The organism is Arenimonas fontis (assembly GCF_008386465.1).
GTDB lineage: Bacteria > Pseudomonadota > Gammaproteobacteria > Xanthomonadales > Xanthomonadaceae > Arenimonas > Arenimonas fontis.
On sequence record NZ_VUOD01000005.1, the window covers coordinates 43,550 to 68,042 of the forward strand.

Annotated in this window: 22 protein-coding genes; 4 read left to right on the forward strand and 18 right to left on the reverse strand. The window is 70.8% G+C overall.

What is annotated here, in order from left to right; genetic code table 11:
- Positions 1 to 22 precede the first annotated feature (22 nt).
- The 13 genes from hemC to dtd form a co-directional block, all read right to left on the reverse strand.
- Entirely contained in the window at positions 23 to 931 is a 909-nt protein-coding gene (hemC, locus tag F0415_RS07885; protein WP_149860672.1) for a hydroxymethylbilane synthase, read from the reverse strand.
- A gap of 10 nt (positions 932 to 941) precedes the next feature.
- Complete coding sequence (locus F0415_RS07890; protein WP_149860673.1) at positions 942 to 1,673, reverse strand: LytR/AlgR family response regulator transcription factor; 732 nt, start codon at positions 1,671 to 1,673, stop codon at positions 942 to 944.
- A gap of 26 nt (positions 1,674 to 1,699) precedes the next feature.
- Entirely contained in the window at positions 1,700 to 2,374 is a 675-nt protein-coding gene (locus F0415_RS07895) for an alpha/beta hydrolase (protein ID WP_149860674.1), read from the reverse strand.
- 32 nt (positions 2,375 to 2,406) lie between these two features.
- Positions 2,407 to 2,913: a Hemin transport protein gene (locus tag F0415_RS07900; RefSeq protein WP_149860675.1), complete on the reverse strand. Its 507-nt coding sequence runs from the start codon at positions 2,911 to 2,913 to the stop codon at positions 2,407 to 2,409.
- A gap of 7 nt (positions 2,914 to 2,920) precedes the next feature.
- On the reverse strand, positions 2,921 to 3,106 hold the full coding sequence (gene hemP, locus F0415_RS07905; RefSeq protein ID WP_149860676.1) for a hemin uptake protein HemP: 186 nt from the start codon (positions 3,104 to 3,106) through the stop codon (positions 2,921 to 2,923).
- 93 nt (positions 3,107 to 3,199) lie between these two features.
- Positions 3,200 to 4,114 carry an energy transducer TonB gene (locus F0415_RS07910; RefSeq protein ID WP_188310332.1) on the reverse strand — a complete coding sequence of 305 codons (915 nt, stop codon included), beginning with the start codon at positions 4,112 to 4,114 and terminating at the stop codon, positions 3,200 to 3,202.
- A 244-nt stretch (positions 4,115 to 4,358) separates the two neighbouring features.
- Complete coding sequence (locus tag F0415_RS07915; protein ID WP_149860678.1) at positions 4,359 to 5,504, reverse strand: efflux RND transporter periplasmic adaptor subunit; 1,146 nt, start codon at positions 5,502 to 5,504, stop codon at positions 4,359 to 4,361.
- Between the two features lie 3 nt (positions 5,505 to 5,507).
- Positions 5,508 to 7,880 (reverse strand): ABC transporter permease, encoded by a 2,373-nt coding sequence (locus F0415_RS07920; RefSeq protein WP_149860679.1) that lies wholly within the window; start codon positions 7,878 to 7,880, stop codon positions 5,508 to 5,510.
- Positions 7,877 to 8,593 carry an ABC transporter ATP-binding protein gene (locus F0415_RS07925; RefSeq protein WP_149860680.1) on the reverse strand — a complete coding sequence of 239 codons (717 nt, stop codon included), beginning with the start codon at positions 8,591 to 8,593 and terminating at the stop codon, positions 7,877 to 7,879. Before F0415_RS07925 ends, F0415_RS07920 begins: the two co-directional genes overlap by 4 nt.
- A 104-nt stretch (positions 8,594 to 8,697) precedes the next feature.
- Positions 8,698 to 9,840 (reverse strand): cyclopropane fatty acyl phospholipid synthase, encoded by a 1,143-nt coding sequence (cfa, locus tag F0415_RS07930; protein WP_149860681.1) that lies wholly within the window; start codon positions 9,838 to 9,840, stop codon positions 8,698 to 8,700.
- 168 nt (positions 9,841 to 10,008) lie between these two features.
- Positions 10,009 to 10,680, reverse strand: a complete 672-nt coding sequence (locus tag F0415_RS07935; protein ID WP_149860682.1) for a Fe2+-dependent dioxygenase — start codon at positions 10,678 to 10,680, stop codon at positions 10,009 to 10,011.
- 551 nt (positions 10,681 to 11,231) lie between these two features.
- Positions 11,232 to 13,088, reverse strand: coding sequence for an RNA polymerase sigma factor RpoD (gene rpoD, locus F0415_RS07940; protein WP_149860683.1), 1,857 nt, complete (start codon positions 13,086 to 13,088; stop codon positions 11,232 to 11,234).
- A 97-nt stretch (positions 13,089 to 13,185) separates the two neighbouring features.
- On the reverse strand, positions 13,186 to 13,623 hold the full coding sequence (gene dtd / locus F0415_RS07945; RefSeq protein ID WP_149860684.1) for a D-aminoacyl-tRNA deacylase: 438 nt from the start codon (positions 13,621 to 13,623) through the stop codon (positions 13,186 to 13,188).
- Positions 13,624 to 13,692: 69 nt separating this feature from the next.
- On the opposite strand from dtd, the gene F0415_RS07950 reads away from it, so the two are divergent.
- Genes F0415_RS07950 through F0415_RS07960 form a run of 3 tightly spaced genes read left to right on the forward strand, consistent with a single transcriptional unit; the run spans position 13,693 to position 16,664 of the window.
- Positions 13,693 to 14,604: a lauroyl acyltransferase gene (locus F0415_RS07950; protein ID WP_149860685.1), complete on the forward strand. Its 912-nt coding sequence runs from the start codon at positions 13,693 to 13,695 to the stop codon at positions 14,602 to 14,604.
- Positions 14,605 to 14,608: 4 nt separating this feature from the next.
- The gene (locus tag F0415_RS07955; protein ID WP_149860686.1) at positions 14,609 to 15,136 is read left to right on the forward strand and encodes a PH domain-containing protein; all 528 of its coding nucleotides are present in this window, start codon (positions 14,609 to 14,611) and stop codon (positions 15,134 to 15,136) included.
- Positions 15,120 to 16,664: a PH domain-containing protein gene (locus F0415_RS07960; protein WP_246149916.1), complete on the forward strand. Its 1,545-nt coding sequence runs from the start codon at positions 15,120 to 15,122 to the stop codon at positions 16,662 to 16,664. The genes F0415_RS07955 and F0415_RS07960 overlap by 17 nt, the downstream gene beginning before the upstream one ends.
- Here F0415_RS07960 and F0415_RS07965 read toward each other — a convergent pair.
- The 3 genes from F0415_RS07965 to F0415_RS07975 are packed head-to-tail and all read right to left on the reverse strand — an operon-like array spanning position 16,639 to position 21,230.
- Positions 16,639 to 18,096, reverse strand: a complete 1,458-nt coding sequence (locus tag F0415_RS07965) for a TrkH family potassium uptake protein (protein ID WP_149860687.1) — start codon at positions 18,094 to 18,096, stop codon at positions 16,639 to 16,641. The two genes, F0415_RS07960 and F0415_RS07965, sit on opposite strands and share 26 nt — an antisense overlap.
- On the reverse strand, positions 18,093 to 19,469 hold the full coding sequence (trkA, locus tag F0415_RS07970) for a Trk system potassium transporter TrkA (RefSeq protein WP_149860688.1): 1,377 nt from the start codon (positions 19,467 to 19,469) through the stop codon (positions 18,093 to 18,095). The genes F0415_RS07965 and trkA overlap by 4 nt, the downstream gene beginning before the upstream one ends.
- Before the next feature lie 60 nt (positions 19,470 to 19,529).
- Positions 19,530 to 21,230, reverse strand: coding sequence for an ArnT family glycosyltransferase (locus tag F0415_RS07975; RefSeq protein WP_149860689.1), 1,701 nt, complete (start codon positions 21,228 to 21,230; stop codon positions 19,530 to 19,532).
- Positions 21,231 to 21,395: 165 nt separating this feature from the next.
- Here F0415_RS07975 and F0415_RS07980 point away from each other — a divergent pair, with 165 nt between their 5' ends.
- Complete coding sequence (locus F0415_RS07980; protein WP_246149917.1) at positions 21,396 to 22,283, forward strand: glycosyltransferase family 2 protein; 888 nt, start codon at positions 21,396 to 21,398, stop codon at positions 22,281 to 22,283.
- On the opposite strand, the gene rsmB is transcribed toward F0415_RS07980, so the two are convergent.
- Both rsmB and fmt read right to left on the reverse strand, forming a co-directional pair.
- A complete protein-coding gene (gene rsmB, locus F0415_RS07985; RefSeq protein ID WP_149860691.1) occupies positions 22,256 to 23,572 on the reverse strand; it encodes a 16S rRNA (cytosine(967)-C(5))-methyltransferase RsmB in 1,317 nt (438 codons plus the stop codon). The genes F0415_RS07980 and rsmB overlap by 28 nt on opposite strands.
- Complete coding sequence (gene fmt, locus F0415_RS07990) at positions 23,569 to 24,489, reverse strand: methionyl-tRNA formyltransferase (protein WP_149860837.1); 921 nt, start codon at positions 24,487 to 24,489, stop codon at positions 23,569 to 23,571. The genes rsmB and fmt overlap by 4 nt, the downstream gene beginning before the upstream one ends.
- Between the last annotated feature and the right edge of the window lie 4 nt (positions 24,490 to 24,493).

A 24,493-nucleotide genomic window follows, 5' to 3' on the forward strand; every position in this document is an offset into this window, starting at 1 on the left:
CGATCGGCTCCGGCAACCAGGATCAGGGCAGCAGGGCGTCAGCGCCACGCGCCAGCAGCATGTCGGCGACCTGCTCGCCCAGCCTTTCCGGTTCCTCGGCCGGACCGCTGGCAAAGCCGCGCACGGTCTTGCCGGTGCCGGCATCGCCGACCAGGCCCTCGAGCGACAGCCGGCTGCCCTTGAGCGTGGCGTAGGCGGCGATCGGCACTCGGCAGCTGCCGCCGAGCAGACGGGTCATCGCACGCTCGGCGCGCACGCAGCGATCGGTGGCCTCGTGATGCAGGGACGCGAACAGCGCGCGCGTGTCCATGTCTCCGGCCCGGCATTCGACCGCGATCGCGCCTTGGGCCGCGGCCGGAATGAAGCGCGGTGCGCTGAGCCGTTCGCGGATGCGCTCGGCCAGGCCCAGGCGTTCCAGACCGGCGGCGGCCAGGACGATGGCGTCGTAATCGCCGGCATCGAGCTTGGCCAGGCGGGTGTTGACGTTGCCGCGCAGGTCGCGCAGTTGCAGGTCGGGCCGGTGCGCTCGCAACAGCGCCTGCCGACGCAGCGACGAGGTACCGACCACGGCGCCCAAGGGCAGCTCCTCCAAGGCCTGGTACCTGGCCGAGACGAAGGCGTCTTCGGGCGAGGCCCGCTCCAGCACGGCCGCCAGTTCGAAGCCGGCTTCAAGCACCATCGGCACGTCCTTGAGCGAATGCACGGCGGCATCGGCGCGGCCTTCCAGCATGGCCACCTCCAGCTCCTTCAGGAACAGGCCTTTGCCGCCGATTTCGGCCAGGGGCTGGTCCAGCACCTGGTCGCCACGGGTGGTCATGGGCACCAGCTCGACCTCCAGGCCCGGATGCGCCTCGCGCAGACGCGCCGCCACGTGTTCGGTCTGCCACAGGGCCAACGCGCTTTCGCGGGTGGCCAGGCGGATCTTCGCCATGTCGTTCCCCTCAAAGATGCCTGAGCCGCTCGCGCAGGCCGGGCAGGCAGCGCCTGCTGACCTCGAGCGCGACCCCATCGTGGCGCAGCACCGCCTGCACCTGTCCCTCGGGCGTGCGGCGCAGCTCGGCGAATTCGTCGGCGGCCACCAGGCAATTGCGATGGATGCGGATGAAGCGGTCGCCGAACTCCTGTTCCAGCGACTTCAGCGAATCCTCAATCAGATCCTCGCCGCGGGCATGGTGCACGACCACGTATTTCTCCTCCGCCTGCAGGTAACGCACTTCCGCGACCGGAATCAGGCGCAGGCTTCCACGCAGGCGGGCGCTGAGGTGGCTGCGGCGGCTGTCGCCGGCGTCGGGTACGCGGCCGGGCAGGCGGGCGGCGCGTTGCAGGCGCGCCCGCTCCAGCGCCTCGACCAGGCGTTCGCGCCTTACCGGCTTGACCAGGTAGTCCACGGCCGCGGCCTCGAAGGCCGCCAGCGCGTGTTTGTCGAAGGCCGTGCAGAAGATCACCGCCGGCGGACAGTCCAGGCCGGCCAGGTGACGGGCTGCTTCCAGTCCGTCCATCACCGGCATGGCAATGTCCATCAGCACGGCGTCCACACCGAGCGATTGCGCCAGTTCGACAGCCTCGCGGCCGTCGGCGGCCTCGCCGGCGATCTCGTGCCCGCCGATCTCGGCCAGCAGGCCGGCCAGTCGGTGCCTGGCCAGGGCTTCGTCATCCACCAGGAGCAGCTTCATGGCCGCAGAGTATGCCAAGCCGGGGTTCAGCCGGCCCGGTCGAAGCGGGCTTGCAGCCAGTCGCCCAGGTCGCGCACCTCCTCGGCGCAGACGCTGTGCGGCATCGGGTAGCGGTGCCAGTCGACCGACAGGCCCAGGTGGCGCAGGACATCCCGGCTGCGCTCGCCCAGGGCGTACGGCACCACCGGGTCGTGCAGGCCGTGCGCCATGAAGACCGGCGTGGCGCGGCCGGCCGGCGTGCTTTCAGCCGCGGTGGACGCCGCCAGTGGCAGGTAGGTGGACAGGGCAACGATGCCGGCCAGGCCGGCCTCCCGGCGCAGGCCGGCGGCCAGGGCGACGGCACCGCCCTGCGAAAAGCCGGCCAGCACGACCCGCGAGGCCGGTACGCCACGCTCCGCCTCGCGTGCCAGCAGGGCCTCGACCCGGGCCATGGACTCGCGCACGCCGGCTTCGTCGGCGCGTTGCTCGATGCTCAGGTCGCGGATGTCGTACCAGGCGCGCATGGGCAGGCCGCCGTTGATGGTCACCGGCCGCACCGGCGCGTGCGGGAACACGAAGCGCAGGGCCGGCCAGCCCGGCCGCACCAGCTCGGGCACGATCGGCTCGAAATCGTGGCCGTCGGCGCCTAGGCCATGCAGCCAGAGAAGGGTCCATTCGGGGCTGGCGCCGGTCTGGCGTTCGACGCAGTCGGGCAGGCTCATCACGTTCCATTCCGGCAGGGAGGAACGCGGGATTATGCCGGGGCCAGGCCGCCTCCGAAGCCGATCAGCCCGCCCAGCCGGCGGGCGATGCGGTCGGCCGCCTCCCGGCCGAGCCGGGAGAGGTCCACGTCGGCCGCCGCCAGTGCCTGCTCGGCGGGCAAGCCGGGCACGGCATGCAGGCGCAGGGCGCAGGGCCGCCAGCGCGGCCAGGCCGACAGCCGCACCGCCCGCCAGCGCGGGCCGGGGTGGGTATCGGCTTGGCAGGCTTCGACCGGCACACAGTCCAACAGCCGTTCCCAGGCCAGGAAGTCGCTGTCGGGCAGGCGATGCAGTTGCCAGCAGCATTCGCCGTCGGCGCTGCGAAAGCACAGGGCCTCGCTCGGCCCTTCGCTGTCGAGGCTGACGTGCGCGTGCACCTGCACCGCGCGTCGCCAACCGCTGAGCGGATGCCGGTCGCGGGCATCATGCAGGCACAGCACCGGACCCAGGGCCGCCAGGGCATCCGGCGGACAGGAATGCAGGGCCGCGGGCCTGGCCATGGCGCCCCTACTTGACCAGGATCAGCTTGTCGTTGCGGGTGTGCCGCAGCCGATAGACCTGGTCGCCGTGCCGTATCAGCACTTCCCGGGCGCCGCGCATCAGTTCGCGACTGTCGAACGCGGGGGCGGCCGGGACCGTGGTTCGCGGGGCGGCGGAAAGCGGGGGCAGCGGAAGCGTCAGGGTCGAAGCCATGGGCCTCTCCAGCGGGTGGGCTTGTCGCAAATGATAACGCTTCGCATTACCGCGTCAAGCCCCTGCCCCGCTGGCATTTTGTCGCCTCCGGGCTCAGCCCTTTTGGGTCGGCAGCCGGAACTGCAGCACCTGGCGTTGCTCCACCGGCCCCGGCAGTGGCTCGAAGCGCCAACGCCGCACCGCTTCCAGCGCCGCTTCCTCGAACACGCCCTCCGGTTGCGCACTCAGCACCCGCGGCGCCTCCACGCTGCCGTCGGCCCGCACCACGAAAGCCACGGTGACCTCACCCTCGATGCGGCGGCGCAGGGCCATCAGCGGATAGCGTGGAATGGGCGCGCTGGCCAGGCGCGGCGTGACCTTCGGCGCGCCAGGCGGTGGCGCAGGGGATGGCAGGACCGGCCGCGCCGGCGAAGCCGACAGCGGCGCCGGCGAAGCCGACAGCGGCGCCGGCGAGGGTACCGGGGACGTCGCGTCGCCGGCGTTCGGCCGCGCGGACCATGCGCCGCCCAGCGCGGTGGCCGGGGGCGACGACGGCGGCCCGCCCGCCACCTCCGTCGGCCCGCTCCCCTGCGGCGCGGTTCCCGGCGCTGTGGCGGGCAGGTCGGCCGTGGCCGGGGCGGTGGCGCGGCCGTCCGCGTCACCGGCCGTCCGCTCCCCCGTCGCGAGCTGTCCGCGCTGTCGGGCCGCGGCCTCCGTCTCGGCCTGCAGACGGGCCGCTTCGGCCGCCTCCGCGCTCAGCAGCGCGTGCTGCAGCCGGGTGACTGCGGGCGTCCCCTCGTCCACCCGCGCAACCAGGCCGATCAGGCGGCGTGCCTCGGCGAACTCGGCCCGCTCGATCGCCTGTTCGGCGGCGATGACGGCATACGGCAGCAGTTCCAGCAGGGTGGTGTCGAGCGCCGCATCGTCGGGCCGCAGCGCAACCAGGGCCAGGTAATGCTCGATGGCGTTGTCGCCGGCCGGCGCGTAGAAACGCTGCTCGGCGAGGGCGCGGGCGGCAGCGTCGCGCAAGCCGGTTTCGTCGGTGGCGGGAGGATTTGCAGCGGGCGCGGCCCTCGCGTCGCCGTCCGACGCAACCGGCCGCGAGGGCCTCGCCTCGACGGCGGTACCCGTCGTGACGGAATCGGAGCAGGCGGCCAGCGACAACGCAGCCAGCAAGGGAAAGGAGCAGCGGGAAAGAGGCATGCCTGGCGTAGCGCGAACTCGGGGCCGGCAGGCTAGCCTCCGCGCGTGACCGCTTCGCTTCGGTGCGGCATCAGTTTTCTTGCGGCCTTACCCGCTGCCCCGGCTCCAGGTCTCCGGGCGGGAAACGCACCACCAGGTCGTCGGCCGACAAGCCCGATATCACCTGCCGCCAGGATCCGTCGCTGGGGCCGACCTCGACCGGCACCGGCCAGGCACGGCCCTCGCGCAGCTGCCAGGCGCGCCAGCCGTCGGCGTCGCGCACCAGCGCCTCCAGCGGAATACGCGGCACCTCTTCCAGCGCCAGCACGGTGACGCGCGCGTCCACCTGGTAACCGTGGCCCAGGCCCTCGGGCACCTCGTCAAGGGCGATACGCACACGCACGCGCTGTTCCTCGACACCGAGCGCGGAGACTTTCAGCTCGCCCAGCGGCTCCACCCGCTCGACCCTGCCGGGCAAGGGCTCGCCGCCCCAGTTCTCGACCGTTGCGCCAGCGCCGGGGCGGATGCCGACGGCATCCTGGGAAAGAAAATCGCCCACCACTTCCAGATCGGCCAGGTCGGCCAGTTCCAGCAGCGGCGTCCCGGCCGCGACCGGGCCTTCGCTTTCCTGCCAGCGTTTGAGCAGGACGCCGGCCACCGGCGCCCGCAGCTCCAGCCCGCCGTTTTCGCCATTGTGCTCCCAGGCCAAGGCGGCACGCGCCTCGCGCAGTCGGGCCTGGGCAGCGTTGCGCGCGGCCAGGGCCTGGCGATGCGCGGCATCGGCGGCGGTGAGCTCGCCTTCGGCGACCAGGCCTTGCTCGAACAGGGTGCGGATGCGGCGCAGCTGGTCGGTGGCGGCATCCAGCCTCGCCCGGGCTTCGACTTCCAGGGCGGCGGCGGCCTCCACCGCGGCCTCCGCCTGGGCGCGGGCGCGCGGATCCAGCGGCGCGCTGCCGGCCGGCCGCAACCGCACCAGCACCTGCCCGGCCTGCACCGGGTCGCCCGGTTCGAGTTCGATGCGCTCCAGCGTGCCCGTCACCGGCGCCGCGATCGCGTAAAGCTCGCGTGCCCGCGTGACGCCCTGGTCGAGCACGGTGACGAGCAGCGGACCACGCTCTATCCTGGCGACCGGCAACTCGCGCGGCCGCGGCGCCCAGGCCCAGGCGACCCAGGCCGCCAGGACCAGGAGCACCAGGCTCCAGGCAAGTCGGGTCCGCGTGTGCGCTGACAGGGGCATGGCTTACTCCCGGGACTTCAGGCTTTCTACCAGATTGATGCGGTCCACCTCGCGCCGCACCACCAGAACGGCGGTGCCGATCGCTGCGGCGATGATCAGGGTGGCGGTGCCGAAAGTGGCCGGCTGGAACACCGAGGGAAAGGTGAACATGTCGGTTGCCATCGCCTGCATGAAGGCCATGGAAAACCAGTGCCCGGCGAACAGCCCCACCGGCAGTGCCGCCAAGGACAGCAGCACGATCTCGGCCATCAGCACGTAGGAAACCTCCCGGCGCCCATACCCCATCACCTGCAGCGTGGCCAGGTCGCGCCGTTGCTCGGCGAGGGTGACCGAAGCGGTGGCGTATGCGACGCCGACGGCCATGAGCACCGCGAAGGCGATGAAGATGCCGGACATGGCACCGGCGCCTTCGTCGAAGATCTTCTGCATGGATGCGCGAGCCAGACCGACGTAGCTGACACCGACGATGGCCGGCGATTCCCGCACCGCATCGTTGAACGCCCGATAGCGGCTGCCATCCAGGCGCAGGTGCGCGCCGTTCACCCGCTGCGGCTCGCCGGCAGCACGGTTGAGAGCCTCCAGGCCGATGTAGGCGCTGGAGCCGATAGTCACCGGCACCACCCCGACCACCGGCAGGTCGAAACTGCGACGCTGCCCGTCCACCAGCTCCACCCGCACCCGGTCGCCCGGCTGCGCGCCCAGCTTGCCGGCCAGGCTGCGAGTGAGCAGTAGGCCATCCTCGCGCGCCGGCCAGGCGCGGCCGTCGGCATCCACCAGACGTTCCAGCATCGGCTTCTCCGGCAAGCCGATCAGAGCCTCGTCGGTGCGACGGCCGTTGGCATGGAAGATGGCCTCGACCGCGCGCGAGGCTTCGGCGCGCTCCACCCCAGGCAGCCGCGCCAGCGCCCGGAAGGCGTCACGACCCTGGGCTTCGGCCAGGCTCAGACTGACATCCTGGCGACGGCTCAGGCTGAAGCTGATGTCGAGAAGCCGCTGCACGCCCACCGGGAAGGACTGCGACAACACCAGCAGCACCAGGGCACAGGCGATGCCGGCGATGGTGGTGAGGGAGCGGCGCGGAAAACCGAGGATGCGACGCAACACCACCCGGGTCAGGGCATCAAAGCGACGGGTCGCCGATTCGGTCAGGCCCGGCCCGCGCCGGAAGGCCGGCGGTGGCGGCGGCGCCAGTGCCTGCGCCGGTGCCAGCGCCAGCACCCGCCGTACCGCCGACAGGCTGCCGGTCACGGCCGCCAGCACGCCGGTGCCGGCGCCGGCCAGCGCCGCACCCAGGCCCATCTCGAAGGGCAGCGCAGGCAACTTGTAGAACTCCAGGTACAAGGTGGCCATCCATTCGCCCAGCATCTGACCGAGCACCAGGCCCAGCATGGTGCCCAGGCCCGCCAGCGCGGCCGCCAGCCCGAGATAGGCCACGGCCACTTCGCCTGGATGGAAGCCGAAGGCCTTGAGCAGGCCGATGTTGCTGCGCTCCGCTTCCACCAGGCGGGTCAGGCTGACATTGAGCAGGAAGGCCGCCACCGCCAGGAAGGCCGGCGGAATCACCAGGGCCATCGTGCGCAGCTGATCCAGTTCCTGATCGAGGAAGCGCGCCGAGGCAATACGCTCGCGCCCGCGCGGCCGCTGCGCGCCGTATCGCCCCAGCAGGGCTTCCAAGGCCGGCTCCAGCGCCTCGATGCGCAGGCCGGGTGCCAGCCGGATCACCAGGTCGTTGAAGGCACCATCCATGTCGGCAGCGCGTTCGAGCGCGCGCCTGGGCATCCACAGCACGGCGTAACGCTCGGGCTGCGGAAACAGGTCGCCGGGCGGATTGACGAACACGAACTCCGGCGAATTGGCGATGCCGACCACACGCAGGCGTTCGCGACCACCGCGGATCGTCGCCGGCAGCAAGGCGCCGACCTGCAGGCCACGGGCATCCATGAAGGCCTGGTTCACCACGACCTCGTCCCGGGCATCGGGACGCGGCCAGCGCCCGCTCACCAGCCAGGGCCGGTTGACCGGCGTGGTGAACGGGTCGTCCAGCGACAATAGCCGGCCGGTGACCGGTTCGGTCGCCTCTGGCAGGTCCAACACCACCGGCGCGGCCGCGCGGGCGTCCACGGCCTGCACGCCCGGCAGGCGCGCCACCGCCGCGACCAGGCGGCGCGGCGCCCGCACCAGGTTCACTTGCGCGTGCGCGAACAGCGACTCGCGGTAGTAGTCGTCGCGGGCCTTGCCAAGTGACAGGTGCATACCCAGGCTTCCGACCAGGATGCCGATGCCCAGGCCCAACAGCAGTACCACCGCGCCACCCTGGGCACGCAGGCGCCACAGGTCGCGCAACATCTTCATGCCCAGCGGGTGCAGCCGCTTCACCAGCGCAACTCCGAGGCCGGCACCCGCTGCGGGTTCTCGCTGATCTCGCGGATGAGCCCGTCGGCGAAGCGGATGACCCGGTCGCCGAGGCGGGCCATGTCGGCATTGTGGGTGACGATCATCAGGGTGGTGCCGAAGCGGGCGTTGGCATCCATCAGGGCCTCGAGCACGCGCACACCGGTTTTTAGGTCGAGGGCGCCGGTAGGTTCGTCGCAGAGCATCACCTTCGGCCGCTTGGCCAGGGCGCGGGCGATGGCTACGCGCTGCTGCTCGCCGCCGGAGAGCTGGGCGGGGAAATGGTTGGCGCGGTTCTCCAGGCCGACCAGGGCCAGCGCCTGCATCGGATCCATGGGCGAGGGCGCGATGGTGGTGACCAGCTCGACGTTCTCCCGCGCCGTCAGGCTGGGGATCAAGTTGTAGAACTGGAACACGAAGCCAATGGCGTCGCGCCGGTAGCGGGTGAGCGCGCGTGCGTCCAGCGATTCGATCCCGGTGCCCTGGAAACGCACGCTGCCGGCGGTGGCGGCATCCAGTCCCCCCAGGATGTTCAGCAGGGTGGACTTGCCGGAGCCGGATGGCCCGAGCAACACGACCACCTCGCCCTCATCCAGCCGCAGGTCTATGCCGCGCAGCGCGTGCACGGCGCTTTCGCCATCACCGTAGACGCGGGTGACACCGCGCACTTCGAACACCGGGACTCGCTGGCCGTTCATCCTGCGCCCTGGCCGATCCTGGCCCGTGGTTGGGATGGCCTATGGTCGCCGGGCGCATGGTCTGCCGGCAATGGCAGCAGTTGACGGAAATCAAACGACGGCTTTCAACGCTGCAACCGCCAGCCGCCCGGCACGCCGCCGGGCGACAGCAGGACCTGCCAGAGCTGGTTTCGGCGGGTGCGGAAGCTGGCCATGGACACCGCCAGGTAGTAGTGCCACATGCGGCGGAAACGCTCGCCGTAGCGAGGTGCCAGCCGTGGCCAGGCGGCGTCGAAATTGCGGCGCCAAGCCTGCAGGGTCAGGTCGTAGTCGGCGCCGAAATTGTGCCAGTCCTCGATCACGAAACGACCTTCCGTCGCCCGGGCGATCTGCACAGCCGAGGGCAGCATGGAGTTGGGGAAGATGTAGCGGCCGATCCACGGGTCGGTGTGGCCGGTGCTCAGCTCGCCGCCGATGGTATGCAGCAGGAACAGGCCGTCGGGCGCCAGCAACTGCCGCACCTTGTCGAAAAAACGGCGGTAATTGCGCCGGCCGACGTGTTCGAACATGCCTATGGACAGCACCCGGTCGAAGCGGCCGCCCGCTTCGCGGTAGTCCTGCACGCGGATCTCCACCGGCAGACCGGCGCAGCGCTCGCGCGCGTAGGCCGCCTGCTGTTCCGAGATGGTGATGCCGACGCCTTCGACGCCATGCCGCTCCGCCGCCCGCGCCAGGGCCTCGCCGAAGCCGCAGCCGATGTCGAGCAGGCGCATGCCCGGGGCCAGGCCCAGCTTGCGGAAGCAGAGGTCGAGCTTGGCGGCCTGGGCGTCGTCGAGATTGTCTGCATCGGCCCAGTAGCCGCAGCTGTACACCATGTGCCGCCCCAGCATGGCGCGGTAGAGGTCGTTGCCGAGGTCGTAGTGACGGCGACCGACCTCGCGCGCGCGCCTCGGCGTCTGCAGGTTGAGCAGCCAGGCCCGCAACGCCAGCCAAAGATCGCCCCAGCGGCGCATGCGGCGATCGAGCCTGGCCGAGAGTATGGCGGCGAAGAAGCCGTCCAGCGATTCCGCGTCCCACCAGCCATCCATGTAGGACTCGCCAAGGGCCAGGGAGCCGCCGGCCATCACCCGGCGGAAGAAGCGCGGATCGTGCACCTGCGGATCCTGCGGCCGCTCGCCGCCGATGCGGAGCCCGGCCCCGGCCAGCAGCCCTTCGACACGACGGCGCCAGGGATCGGCGATGGCTTGCGGACGGCGGCTGGCGGACATGCTCCGGCGCCTCCTCGACAGATCAGGAACGATGATACGCCCGCCGTCCGTGCGATGAGTCGCGATGCTTGCGGCAGCATTGCGCCTACGTGCTTCGCGCGCATGACGACGGGCAGCGCCGGGGCACCTGGCTTGCCAGCGCACGGCGTGGACGGATGATCCGGCCGCTCAGGGCTCGGCGTGCCGGCGCAGCAGGTTGAAATAGGACTTGTTGATCAGCTCGACGGCACGTCCCGTGCCTTCCTGACCGACCAGCTGTTCGCGCGCCACGGACAGGTCGTGCAGCAGCTCGCGGACGGCGGGATCGCGCACCAGGCTCTGCACCCAGCCCACGACCGCGAGGCGCTCGCCCCGCTCCACCGGCCGGACGCGATGCAACTGCCCGGTCGGGTAACAGATCGCCGAACGGGCAGGCAACTTGAAGGTGCTCTCGCCGCTGCCGTACTCGAAGGCCAGTTCGCCTCCTTCGTAGGTATCGGGCTCGTTCAGGAACAGGGTGAACGATACGTCGCTACGCACGTGGTTGGGCTCGCCCATGATCGGTGCGTCCACGTGCAGCCCGTAGGCCATGCCCGGCCGGTAGCGGCTGACCAGCATCGCCGCCAGGCGCCGGGGCTGGGCCGCGCTCATGAAAGCGTCGCAGCGACCCAGCGCCTTCATCACGATGCCGGAGATCTCCCGCATCACCGGATGGTTCCACGGGATCTGCTCGTTGTTCTTGACCTTGTGCAGCCACTCGCCGGCAGTGGCCTTGCCTTCGACGAAACCGACGGCGGCCACCAGTCGCTTGACATGCGCAAGCTCGCTGGCCGTGATCAGCTCGGAAAGCGTGACGATCATGACAGGGCCCCCATGCCCTTGCAGTCGAGTCGGGCGGATTCGGCCCAGTTTAGTGGTTCACAGCCCGGGATCAATGTACGCGGACCCTCATGCCACCGGGACGCGGGGCCACACCTGCATGTGGCCGGGCGAAGGTACTGGGCCCACCAGGACTCGAACCTGGAACCAAGGGATTCACGTTTCCCCGGAGGTTTCCCCCCGGCGTGGACTATCTCTTCACCCTCCGCCTGCGCGGGTGGGGTGCGGGACGCTCGAGCCTGTCATCAAGGGCACTGAAGCCCCCAGGTAGTCTCTGCACCTTCCGGCGGTGTACCGCCGGCTTGGCTCAGGGTTGCCACCGGCCGAGCCGCTGAGGTTTCCCTGAATTCATCCCGTTCTCGTCCGCCCGTTACCGGGCGGCGACACCTTTCGATGAGTCCCCTGCTCTAACCATTGAGCTATAGGCCCGTTGAATGCGGAATCCTAAAACAAAAACGGCCGCTTGGGCGGCCGTTTTTCTTCCCTCTCCCCTGCCCCCTCTCCCGCAGGGGGAGAGGGGTGGGTGGGGCGGGTCATTCCAGGTCGAGGAAGGAGCGCAGCTGCTCCGAGCGGGTCGGGTGGCGCAGCTTGCGCAGGGCCTTGGCCTCGATCTGGCGGATGCGCTCGCGGGTGACGTCGAACTGCTTGCCCACTTCCTCGAGGGTGTGGTCGGTGTTCATGTCGATGCCGAAGCGCATGCGCAGCACCTTGGCCTCGCGCGGGGTCAGGCCGGCCAGCACGTCGCGCACGGTCTCCATCAGGCCCAGGTTGGTGGTGGCGTCGATCGGCGACTCGATGCTGGTGTCCTCGATGAAGTCGCCCAGGTGCGAATCCTCGTCGTCGCCGATCGGGGTCTCCATGGAGATCGGCTCCTTGGCGATCTTCAGCACCTTGCGGATCTTGTCCTCCGGCATGTCCATCTTCTTGGCCAGCTCTTCCGGGGTCGGCTCGCGGCCCATCTCCTGCAGCATCTGCCGGGAGATGCGGTTGAGCTTGTTGATGGTCTCGATCATGTGCACCGGAATGCGGATGGTGCGCGCCTGGTCGGCGATCGAGCGGGTGATCGCCTGGCGGATCCACCAGGTGGCATAGGTCGAGAACTTGTAGCCGCGGCGGTACTCGAACTTGTCCACCGCCTTCATCAGGCCGATGTTGCCCTCCTGGATCAGGTCGAGGAACTGCAGGCCGCGGTTGGTGTACTTCTTGGCGATGGAAATCACCAGGCGCAGGTTGGCCTCGACCATTTCCTTCTTGGCCTTGCGCGCCTTGGCCTCGCCGTAGGCCATGGCGCGGTTGATTTCCTTGATGTCCGGCAGGGTCAGGTACAGCGACTGCTCGATGCCGATCAGCTTCTGCTGCTCGGCGACGATCTCGTCGCGGTGCTCGCGCATGCCCGAGGACCACTTCTGCTTGCGACGGATGACCTCGTCGGCCCAGCCCAGGTTGGTTTCGTTGCCGGGCCAGGCGCGCAGGAAGTCCTTGCGCGGCATCCTGGCCTGGCGGGTGCAGATGTCCAGCACCTTGCGCTCGTGCTCCTTCACCGCGTTGACCACGTCGCGTAGCTTGCGCACGAAGGCATCCATCAGCGCCAGCGGCAGCTTCAGGCGCAGGAACTCGGCCGCCATCTCCTCGCGCGCCTTCAGGGTCTTCTTGTCGGTCGGGCCGTATTTGCCGTAGGTCTTCTGGAACTTGGTGTACAGGGCCTTCAGCGCGTCCATGCGGCGGCCGACCTCGGCCGGGTCCGGGCCGGTGTCGACGGCGGCATCGGCCTCATCGTCGCCACCCTCCTCGTCCTCGTCGTCGTCGGCCTCGATGTCGGCGTCCTCGTCCATGGCCGCCACGGGGATCTCTTCCTCCGGCTCTTCCATGTCCAGGAAGCCCACCACCACCTCGTTCAGGCGCTTCTTGCCCTCGAGATGCTGGTCGTAGTCCTCCAGCAGCATCTGCACCGACCAGGGGAAGCTGGCCAGGGAGGCGTGCACCTGGTTCAGGCCTTCCTCGATGCGCTTGGCGATGGCGATCTCGCCTTCCCGGGTCAGCAGTTCCACCGAACCCATCTCGCGCATGTACATGCGCACCGGGTCGGTGGTGCGGCCGCCCTCGGTATCCAGGGCGGACAGGGCGGCGGCGGCTTCCTCGGCGGCGGTGTCGTCGGCATCGCGGCTGCCCGAGGAGTCGGACAGCAGCAGCGTTTCGGCATCGGGCGCCACCTCGTGCACCTCGATGCCCATGCCGTTGATCATGCCGATGATGTCCTCGATCTGCTCGGGATCGACGATGTCATCGGGGAGGTGGTCGTTCACCTCGGCATAGGTCAGGTAGCCCTGCTCCAGGCCCTTGCTGATCAGCTGCTTGATTTCGGACTGCTGAGCCGGACGATCGTTGGCCATGTAAGGAAATCCCGCTGCTGGGAAAATGGAACCGCGCAGTATACAGGCCCCCGGAAGGTCCTGCCATGCCATTGAATGACAAAGAGTTTCCGCGCGTTCAGGTCTGCAACCAGAAGGTCACCGGGCCGTCATTGACCAGGCTGACCTGCATGTGGGCGCCGAAGCGCCCGGTTTCAACCGCCGGATGGCGGGCCCGGCACTCCCGGACCAAACCTTCGAAGCCGCGGCGGCCGGCCTCCGGCCCGGCCGCCGTCGCGAAGCTGGGCCGCAAGCCCTTGCGGGTATCGGCGGCCAGGGTGAACTGGCTGACCAGCAGCAGGCCGCCGCCGGTCTGGGAAAGGGACAGGTTCATGCGGCCGTCGGCGTCGGCGAACACCCGGTAGGCCAGCAGGCGCTCGGCCATGCGGCCGATGACCGCCTCGTCGTCGCCGGGCTGCACCGCCACCAGGGCCAGCAGACCGGGACCGATGGCCCCCACCACCTCCCCGTCCACCCGGACGGCGGCCTCGGTAACGCGCTGGATCAGGGCGATCATGCCGGCATCCTCGCCGGCCGTCGCAACGACGGTCAACGGCGGCTTGACGCCATCCCGTAAACTCGGGCCATGTCCGCGCCCGAGTACGCCGCCCGTCTGCTGTACGTCCTGGCCTGGCTGATCGGCCGGCTGCCGCTGCGGACGCAGCAGGGCCTGGGCACGCTGCTGGCGCGCCTGGCCTACCGCAGAAACACCCGCGAGGCCAAGGTGGCGCGCCGCAACCTGGAGCTGGTGCCGGCCGCCGCCGGCGGGCGCGAGCCGGAACAGGCGGTGCGCGCCATTCTGGCCCAGACCGGGCGCAACGCCCTGGAAACCCTGCGCATCTGGACCCGCCCGCGCCGCGACAACCTGGCCCTGGTGCGGACCGTGCACGGCGAGGCGCATCTGCAGGCAGCCCTGGCCGCCGGCCGCGGCGTGATCGTCGCCGCGCCGCACTACGGCAACTGGGAACTGCTGATCGAATTCATGGCCGCGCACGGGCCCTTCTCGCTGGTCTACCGGGTACCGGAGAGCCGCGTCGGCGACGCCTTCCTGCGCCTGGCCCGGGGCGGCGAGAACGTGCGTCTGGTGCCGGCCGAGGCCAGCGCCATGCGGCCGCTGTACAAGGCCCTGCAGGCCGGCGAGGCAGTCGGCATCACGCCCGACCAGCAGCCGAAACTCGGCAACGGCGAGTTCGCGCCGTTTTTCGGCCTGCCGGCGCTGACCCTCAGCCTGATCCCGAAGCTGGCGGCGCGCAGCGGCGCGGCGGTGCTGTTCGGCTACGCCGAGCGCCGGACCGACGGCCTGTTCGACCTGCATTTCGAACCGGCCGATCCGGCCGTGGCCGCCCCCGACCTGGCCCGCGCCACCGCCGCCTTGAACGCCGGCGTCGAGGCCATCGTCCGCCGCGATCCCAGCCAGTACCAATGGACTTACAAGCGTTACACCCTGCGTCCGCCGGGCTCCGGCGAGGCCAATCCCTATCCGCGCAGCTGCAGGTGAATCCATGAGCGAAGGCGCCACGCCCCCGACCGACTACTCACCGCCGACCCTGGAGGAGGACGCCTGGCATGCCTTGCCCGATCCGGCCGGCACGGTGGCCGCGCTCGCCGGCGCCCTGGCCGGCCTGGGCCCGGCCGTCGGCCTGGCGATACTGGCCAGCGCCTTCCTGCCCGAAGCCACGAGCGTGCGCCTGATGGTCGCGGCCCTGCTGCTGGTGTCGGTGACCGTGCTCGGCGCGCTGATCGGCCGTGCCCGCGCCCGACGGGTGCGCTGGCGCCTGGACGCGCGCGGGCTGAGCGTGCGGCGCGGGCTGTTCTGGCACAGCGAGATCCTCGTGCCGCGCAGCCGCGTGCAGCATCTGGACATCGAGCGCGGGCCACTGGAGCGGCAGTTCGGCCTGGCCACCCTTGTCGTGCACACTGCCGGCACGCGCATGCATGCCCTGCGCCAGGCCGGGTTCGCGGACGGTTACGCGATGGCCCTGCGCGACGCACTGGTACCGGAAGCACGACGGCATGATGACGCCCTCTGAGCCGGGATTGCCGCCGTCGGAACCACCCCGGGCCGCGCCGGCCGTATCGGGCGGCGACCGCCGCCTGCATCCGCTGTCCTGGCTGTTCGTCCTGATCCAGCAACTCAAGCAGTTCGCCTTGCCCCTGCTGGTGCTGCTGTTCACCGGCCGCGGCAATGCCTGGGAGCTCTGGGGCCTGGTCGGTGCCGGCATGCTGGTGTCGTATTCGCTGCTGACCTACTTCACCTACCGTTTCCGCATCGAGGACGATGCCATCGTCATCCGCAGCGGCGTGATGCAGCGGACCGTGCGCAACATCCCCTTCGAGCGCATCCACAATGTCGCCCTGCACCAGACCCTGCTGCACCGCCTGGCCGGTGTGGCCGAGGTGCGGCTGGAATCGGCCGGCGGGGTGAAACCCGAGGGCGAGATGCGGGTGCTGTCGCTGGCCGACGCCCAGATCCTGGAGGAACTGGTACGCGGCCACGTCGCCGGCACCGGCGACGACTCCGCGGGAGATCACGGGGCGACCGCGCCGCCGCGCATCCTGCTGCAACTGCCGATGGCGGAAGTGGTGCGGCTGGGCCTGATCTCCAATCGCGGCATGATCGTGGTCGCGGCCGCCTTCGGCCTTCTCGCCCAGACCGGAGAAACCTTCGGCGACCTGATGGAAGCGAGCGCGCGCCTGCTGGTCGGCTGGGCGAAGGAGCAGCACCTGGACGGCGCCGCCACGGTCATCGGCGCAATCGGCCTGTTCGTAGCCGCCGTGCTGGCGATGCGGATACTGTCGGTGGCCCTGGCCCTGCTGCAGTTCCACGGCTTCACGCTCAGCGAGTCCGGCCGCCGGTTGAGCGCCGAACGCGGCCTGCTCACGCGCCTGCGCGCCAGCCTGCCCCGTCATCGCATCCAGGCCTGGAGCCTGCGCGAAACGCTGCTGCACCGCTGGTTCGGCCGGCAGAGCCTGCGGGTGGACTCGGCCAATCCGCAGACCGGCGGCGACGACCGCGCCCTGCGCGATCTGGCCCCGGTGGCGCCGCCCGACACTGTGAACGCGCTGATCCACCACTTGCTGCCCGGCGCCAGCTGGCCGCTTCGGCAATGGCATCGCCTGCATCCGCGCGCCTGGCGCCGGCAGTTCACCCTGCCGGCCTTGCTGACCCTGGCCGGCAGCGCCGGGCTGGCCTGGAAGGAAGGCTTGCCTGGCCTGTGGCTGCTGCTCCTGCTGCCGGTATGGCTGCTGCGCGCGCGGGTCTGGGCGCGGCATGCAGGCTACACGCTCGAGTCCGGCCTGGTGGCGGTGCGCGAGGGCTGGCTGGACCGGCGTTGGCGCTTCGCCGAGGTGCGCAAGCTGCAGGCGGTGAAGCTGAGCCGCTCGCCCCTGGACCGCTGGCAAGGCATGGCTACCCTGTGGCTGGACACCGCCGGCGCCAGCCCTTTCGACATGCCGCTGCGCATCCGCTACCTGCCGGTGAACGAGGCCCTCGCCCTGCGCGACCGGCTGGCGCCCGCCATGGAGGCTCCGGCTACTCCCGCCAGAACGCCGGCGTGAGCAGCACCAGCAGCGAGAACACCTCCAGGCGGCCCAGGATCATGCCCAGGGTGCCCAGCCAGACCGCCATATCGTTGGTGTCGCCGAAGGTGTAGGCCACATCCCCCAAACCGGGCCCGAGGTTGGCCAGCGTCGCCACCGCCGCGCCGTAGGAAGACTCCAGATCCAGGCCGCTGAGGTTCATGCCGACCACCAGCAGGGCGAAACACAGCATCCAGATGGCGATGAAGCCACTGACCGACAGCACCACGCTTTCGGACACCCGCCGGCCGCCCATCTTCACCAGGAACTGCGCCTTGGGGTGCACCAACTGCTTGATCTCGCGGTATCCCTGGCGCACCACCATCACCACGCGCGCCACCTTGAGACCGCCGACGGTGGAGCCGGAGCAGCCGCCGATCACCGCGATGGTCACCACCAGAAACGGCGCCGGCCCGGTCCAATGGTCGAAACCCGATACCGTGAAACCGGTGGTGGTGATGCTGGAGACGACCTGGAAAACCGCCAGCCGGAACGATTCGCCCAGGTGCGCGTAGTCGCCGCCGAACCACAGCACCAGGGTCACCACCAGGCTGGCGCCGGCGACGATGCGCAGGAAGGCGCGCAGCTCGGAATCGGTGCCGTAGACGGCCATGGACGCCCGTCGCCAGGCGACATAATGCAGGCCGAAGTTGATGCCGCCCAGCAGCATGAACAGGATGGCGATCCACTCCAGGATCGGGCTGTCCCAATAGTCGAAGGCGGCATCGTGCGTGGAGAAGCCGCCGGTGGACACGGTGCTCATGGCATGGCCGATCGCGTCGAACAGGTCCATGCCGGCCACCCAGTAGGCAGCGGCGCACAACACGGTCAGGCCGAAATACACCGCCCACAGCGCCTTGGCGGTTTCGGCCACGCGCGGGGTCAGCTTGGTGTCCTTGGTCGGGCCGGTGGATTCGGCCCGGAACAGTTGGGTGCCGCCGATGCGCAGCATGGGCAGGATCGCCACCGCCAGGATGACGATGCCCATGCCACCGAGGAACTGCAGCGACTGCCGGTAGAACAGCACGCTGCGCGGCAGTTGGTCGAGGCCGGAGATCACCGTGGCGCCGGTGGTGGTCAGGCCGGAGGTGGCCTCGAAGATGGCGTCGGTGTAGCTCAGGTAGGGCGGGGCGTGCACGAACGGCAGCGCCGAAACCAGGCTGGCGAATACCCAGGTCAGGGTGACGATCAGGAAGCCGTCGCGCAGGCGCAGCTCGTAATGGACCCGGCGCACCGGCAACCACAGCACCAGGCCCACCGCCGTGCTGCTCAGGAAACTGGCGAAGTACACCGGCGCCGTGCCCTGCTCGTCCCACAGCAGCGCCAGCAGCGCCGGCGGCAGCTTGCTCAGCGAGGACAGGACGATGATGACGCCCAGGATCTTCTGGATGGCCCGCAGGCGTTGGCTCACAGCCAGGTGGCTCCGGTCTGGAACAGGGCGCTGACCGTGGCCAGCTCGCGCTTGTCCATCACGAACAGGATGACGTGATCGCCGGGCTCGATCACCACGTCGTGATGGGCGATCAGCAGCTTGTCGCCGCGCACCAGGCCGCCGATGGTGGTGGCCGGCGGCAGCTCCAGCTCGTCCAGGCTGCGACCGACCACCTGCGACGTGCGCCGGTCGCCGCGCACCACCGCCTCGATCGCCTCGGCGGCGCCGCGCCGCAGCGAATACACCCGCGCCGGCGCACCCTCGCGGATATGCGCCAGCAGCGCGCCCAGGGTGACCAGCTGCGGACTGACCGCGATGTCTATCGGGCCGCCCTCGACCAGCTCGGCATAAGCCGGCCGGTTGATCAGCGAGACCACCCGCTGGCAGCCCATGCGCTTGGCCAGCATGGCCGAGAGGATGTTGGCTTCGTCCTCGTTGGTCATCGCGCAGTAGACGTCGGTCTGGTCAATGTTCTCTTCCCGCAGCAGATCCTCGTCGGCGCAATCGCCGACCAGCACGATCGAGTTGAGCAGGTCCTCGGCGACGTTGCGGGCACGTTCGCGCGAGCGCTCCACCACCTTCACCGAATAGCGGTTCTCCAGACTGCGGGCCAGGGCGCGGCCGATGTTGCCGCCGCCGGCGATCATCACCCGGCGGGCCGGGCGCTGGTCCACCCGGCGCAGCTCGCTCATCACCGTCAGGATGTTGCGGCGGTCGGCGAGGAAGAACACCTCGTCCTCGACCTCGATCACCGTGCTGGCCTCGGGCTTGACCGGCCTGCCCTGACGGAAGATCGCCGCCACCCGTGCGTCCACGCCGGGCGCTAGGTGCTGGCGCAGTTCACGGATTTCGTGCCCGACCAGGGCGCCGCCGGGCACCGCCCGCACCGCCACCAGCTGGGCGCGGCCGTCGGCGAAATCCAGCACCTGCAGGGCGCCGGGGTATTCGATCAATCGTTCGACGTGCCGGCAGACCAACTGTTCGGGACTGATCGCGGCGCTGACCGCGCTGTCCGGCCCGGCCAGGGCCGGCACGTCCAGGAACTGTGATTCGCGCAGGCGCGCCACCCGAGCCGGGGTACGGAACTGGTGCTGGGCCACCTGGCAGGCCACCAGGTTGACTTCGTCGCTGGAGGTCACCGCCACCAGCAGCTCGGCGTCCTCGGCACCGGCCTGGGCCAGCACCGAAGGCAGCGAGGCGTGACCGACCACGGTGCGGATGTCGAGCTTTTCGGCCAGATCGCGCAGGCGGTGGGTGTCGGTGTCCACCACCGTGATGTCGTTGTTTTCCGAGGCCAGCGAGGCGGCCACCGAAGACCCCACCTGGCCGGCTCCGAGGATCAGGATCTTCATGACGGACGGATCTTCCCTGTCGGCACGGTGGACCTCCCCCCGGGGCCTCGCGAACGGGCGCTAGTCTACCCGTACCGGCGCGGACCGGTCGGCCGGCGGGCAGGCGGCCAGCGCCTCCGGGCCGAGCAGCCACCAGCTGCGGCGGTTGGCCCGCCCGACTTCCCGCGCGTCGGGCGCCGTTTCGTAGGCGATGCAGGCGAGGGCCTCGCTGCGTTGAACCAGCAGGCGACGACGCGCCGGATCCTGCGCCAGCCAGGCCTGCGCCCGCTGCAGCTGCAGGGCCGGCGGCGCCCGGAAACCGAACTCGGCCACCGGCCCGATCGCCTGCAGCAGGTTCTGCTCCTTCCAGTCCACCAGACCCAGTACCGTCGCCGGCCCGGCCAGGGCACGAGCCTGCCGCATCACGTCGCGGGAGGAGTTCTCGCCGTCCAGCACCGGGTGGACGACGAAGCCGTAACCCAGCCACAGCGACCACAACAGCGCGGCCATCGCCCAGTGCGCGCGGCGGACCCGCAACCAGGCCGCCGCCAGCAGACCGATGCCGCCGGCTCCCGCCAGCATCCACCACAGCCAGCGGGCCTCGCCGGCCAGGCCGCGGGCGAGCTCGAAGCGGCGCTCGAATCCGGGTTCGCCAAGCAGCGCCAGCAGGCCGATCGCCGCCAGCGATGCCGCCAGCAGCGTCGTCAGCACCAGCAGGGCGCGGCGAAAACCCGCCCGCTCCAGCACGTCCTGCAGATAAGGCGCGGCGGCCAGCGCCAAGGCCGGCAGCGCCGGCAGGATGTACATGTCGCGCTTGCCCGGCGACGCGCTGAAGAACAGCAGCACCAGCAGCACCCAGGCCAGCGGCAGCCAGACCCGGGCGTCGCGCTCGCGCCAGGCCTGTCGCCAAGGCCGCGCCAGCCAGGGTAGGGCCAACGAAAACGGCAGCCAGAACAGGGCGATCACCTGGCCGAAGTACCACCAGGGCTCGTGGTGATGCCAGGCATCGGTGTAGCGGGTCGCGGTCTGGGTGAACAGCAGGTTGTGCAGGTACTCGGCATGATCCGGCCGCCCGCCGGCCAGGGCGATCGCCAGCACGGGACCCAGCCACAGCGCGATCGGCAGCAGGAAAGCAGCGGCGCCGGCCACCCAATGCCAGCCGTATCCGGGGCCGGAACGGGCCAGCCCCTGCCAGCCGCTCCTGGCCATCCAGCCGAACGGCAGCAACAGCAGCAGCGGCAGGAAACCGACCCCCTTGGTGATCACACCCAGGCCGGCGGCCGCGCAGCCCGCCCAGTACCAGCGCCAGTGCGGACCCAGCAGCAGGTGCCGGCACAGGCCGTACAGGGCCAGCGTGGTCAGGAACACCAGACTCGGATCGATCTGCGCACGTTTGGCCTGGTAGGTGAACTGCAGAGCGGTCAGCACCGCCAGCGCCGCCCACAGGCCGGCACGAGGCGTCCACAGGCGCGCCGCCAGGTCGCGTACCAGGACCAGGGTGCCCAGGGCCGACAGCAGCGAGGGGAGCAGGAAACTCCAGCGCCAGCTGCCGATCAGGCCGTAGGACAGGGCCAGCAGCCAGAAGTAGAACGGCGGCTTGTCCGGATACAACTCGCCGCCCCGGTGCGGGAACAGGAAATCGCCGCTTTCCACCATCTGTCTGGCGACCAGGACGAAGCGCGGTTCGTCCGCGGGCCATGGCTCGCGCAGGCCGTAGCCGGCGGCGAGCAACACCAGGGCGGCGAGAAAGAACAGCAGGGTGTCGCGACGGGGGGTATCCATGGCCGGCGATGCTGCCAGAACACATGCACGGGCTGCGACCGGCAGCGGCTCGACGGCCGGCCGACCGGCGGCCCGTCGGGGCACAACCGGACCGGCGCCACCCCCTTCCAGCCATCTTCCACCCTTCCAGCCATCTTCCAGTCATGTCCGACGGGGAAGAATCCCGTGGCGCCCGCACCGCCCGGTCTGCCGATGAAGACCAGCCTGATCGTCACCACCTACAACTGGCCCCGCGCCCTCGGCCGGGTACTGGACAGCATCGCCGGCCAAACGCGGCTTCCGGACGAGGTGATCGTCGCCGACGACGGCTCCGGCCCCGACACCGCCGCGCTGCTGAAGGCGAGGGCCGCCCGCTTCCCCACCGCCTTGCGCCATGTCTGGCAGGAAGACCAGGGATTTCGGGCCGGGCGGGCCCGCAACCTGGCGATCGCCGCCAGCCGTGGCGATTATCTCCTGCTCATCGACGGCGACATGGTGCTGCATCCGGACTTCGTCGCCGACCACCTGGCCTTCGCCACGCCGGGCTGTTTCGTCCAGGGTTCGCGCGTGCTGACCGGTCCGACGACCGGCGCGCGCCTGCTGGCCGACCCGGAGCTGCGGCCGAGCCCGTGGCTGCCCGGCCTCGACCGGCGCCGCAATGCCTTGCGCCTGCCCTGGCTGGCGCGAAGGCTGTTCGCCCGCCGGCCACGGCCGCCACGGGCGATCAAGACCTGCAACCAGGGCTGGTGGCGCGAGGACCTGCTGCGCCTGAACGGCTTCGACGAACGCATGCAGGGCTGGGGCCGCGAAGACATGGAGCTGGCCTGGCGTGCCCACCACGCCGGTATCCATTGCCGGCACCTTCGTTTCGCCGCCCTGGCCTGGCACCTGCATCACCCGGAACGGCACGTGGACGGCGCCAGCGCCAACGACCGCTTCCTGGCGGACACCCGCCGCACCGGCGCCACCCGCTGCACGCTCGGCGTGGATACCCACCTGGCGGCGATGGCCACCAATCCGCCGCCCGACCTACGCGACCCGCCGGCTCAGCCGACCTTGCGCAGGAGCGCGTAGAAGAACCCGTCCATGCCCCGCTCCCCCGGCAGGCGCTGGCGGCCAGCACCGTCGGCGTGGCCGAAGGCCTCGCCCGGATCCTCGACCTGCGCGCCCGGCGTGCGCGCGAGAAAGGCTTCCACCTGCGCAGCGTTCTCCGCCCGCAGCACCGAGCAGGTGGCATAGAGCAGCCGCCCCCCCGGCGCCAGCAGCGGCCAGAGCGCATCCAGCAAGCGGGCCTGCTGCGCCGCCAGCAGCGGGATGTCCCCGGCGCGGCGGTGCCATTTCACGTCGGGCTGGCGGCGGATGATGCCGGTGGCCGAACAGGGTGCGTCCAGCAGGATGGCGTCGAAAGGCCGGCCGTCCCACCACGCGCCAGGCTCGCCGGCGTCGGCGGCGCGGATCCGCACGGCATCGGAAACCAGGCCCAGCCGGGTCAGGGTCTCGTCCAGCCGGGCCAGCCTACGCGCGTCCCGGTCCAGGGCCAGCAACGCGCCCCGGCCCTGCAGGCATTCGGCGATCTGCGCGGCCTTGCCGCCGGGCGCGGCGCAGGCGTCCAGCACCCGCTCGCCCGGACGCGGCGCCAGGGCCAGCACCGCCAGCTGGGCCGAGCCGTCCTGAACGCTGGCGCTGCCCCCGGCCCAACCGGGAATGCGCTGCACCGGCACCGGAGTGTCCAGGCGCAGGGCGTCGGGCAGCGACGGCTCGGTTTCGCAGGCAATGCCGGCCTCGCGCAAGCGCATGGCCAGACTGGCGGCGTCGGTGCGGCCGGTATTGGCGCGCAGCCACATCGGCGCGCTGTCGTTGTTGGCGGCCAGGATGGCCTGCCAGTGCCGCGGCCAGTCCTGTCGCAAGGCGGCCGCCAGCCAGTCGGGGTGGCTGTGCGTGATCGCCGGGTCGACGCTTTCCGGCCAGGACTCGCGGGCGGCACGGCGCAGCAGGGCGTTGACCAGCCCGACCATCGACGCCCGGCCCAGGCTGCGGGCAGCGCCGGCAGTGGCGGCCACGGTGGCGTGGCCGGGCAGCTCGAGCGCGTCGAGCTGGGCCATGCCAGCCAACAGCAAACCGTGCACGGCACTTTCGCGCGCCGGCAGCGGGCGCTGCATCCAGCGCTCGAGCACGAACTCGTAGCGGCGGCGATGGCGCAACGCCTGGAAGCAGATCGCTTCGAGCAGGGCACGGTCGCGCGGGTCGGGCCAGCGTGGCAGCGTCGCGGCGAGCTCCGCCTTCAGCGAACGGCCCCGCCCCAGCACCGCCGCCAGCACCTGCGCGGCGGCGGCGCGCAGCGGCGAGCCGGCGCCCTCGCTCATGCCGTCCTCAGGGCGGGCCTGGCGTTGAGGTAGTCGGCGGCGGCGATCGGCCGGCCGCCCTCGCGCTGGACCGTGAGCAGACGCAGGCGGCCTTCGCCGCAGGCCACGTCGATGCCGTCGCGGCCGGCGGCGACGACGGTGCCAGGTGCCGCGCCGGCGGCCTGGTCCAGGGCTTGCGCGGCGTGGATGCGCAGGCGCTCGCCGGCCAGCTCGGCCTCGGCCACCGGCCAGGGCGAGAAGGCGCGCACCCGTCGGGCCAGCACGGCGGCCGGCAATCCCCAGTCCAGGCGGGCTTCGCCCTTCTCCAGCTTGTGCGCGTAGCTGATGCCCACGTCCGGCTGCGGCTGCGGCACCGGCCGCATGCCGGCACGCAACAGCTTCAGGCCGTCGGCCAGCACCTCGGCGCCGAGCGCGGCCAGGCGATCATGCAGGCTGCCGCCGGTGTCGGTGTCGTGGATCGGCGTGCGCAGGGAAAGCAGCACCGGGCCGGTATCCAGGCCCTTTTGCATCTGCATGAGGCAGACGCCGGTTTCGGCATCACCGGCCTCGATGGCGCGCTGGATCGGCGCCGCCCCGCGCCAGCGCGGCAGCAGCGAGGCATGCACGTTCCAGCAGCCATGACGGGGAATGTCGAGCACGGCCTGCGGCAGGATCAGGCCGTAGGCCACCACCACCATCAGGTCGGGTTGCAGGGCGCGCAGCTGCTCGCGCGCCTGGTCGGAGCGGAAGTTCTCCGGCTGGTAGACCGGCAGGCCACGTGCCAGCGCCTCCCGCTTCACCGGCGGCGCGGCCGGCTGCCGGCCGCGTCCGGCCGGGCGGTCCGGCTGGGTGTACACCGCGACCACCTCGCCGCGGGCGGCGGCCGCGCGCAGGCTGGGCACCGCGAACTCCGGGGTGCCGGCGAAAACGATCCTCAGGGAC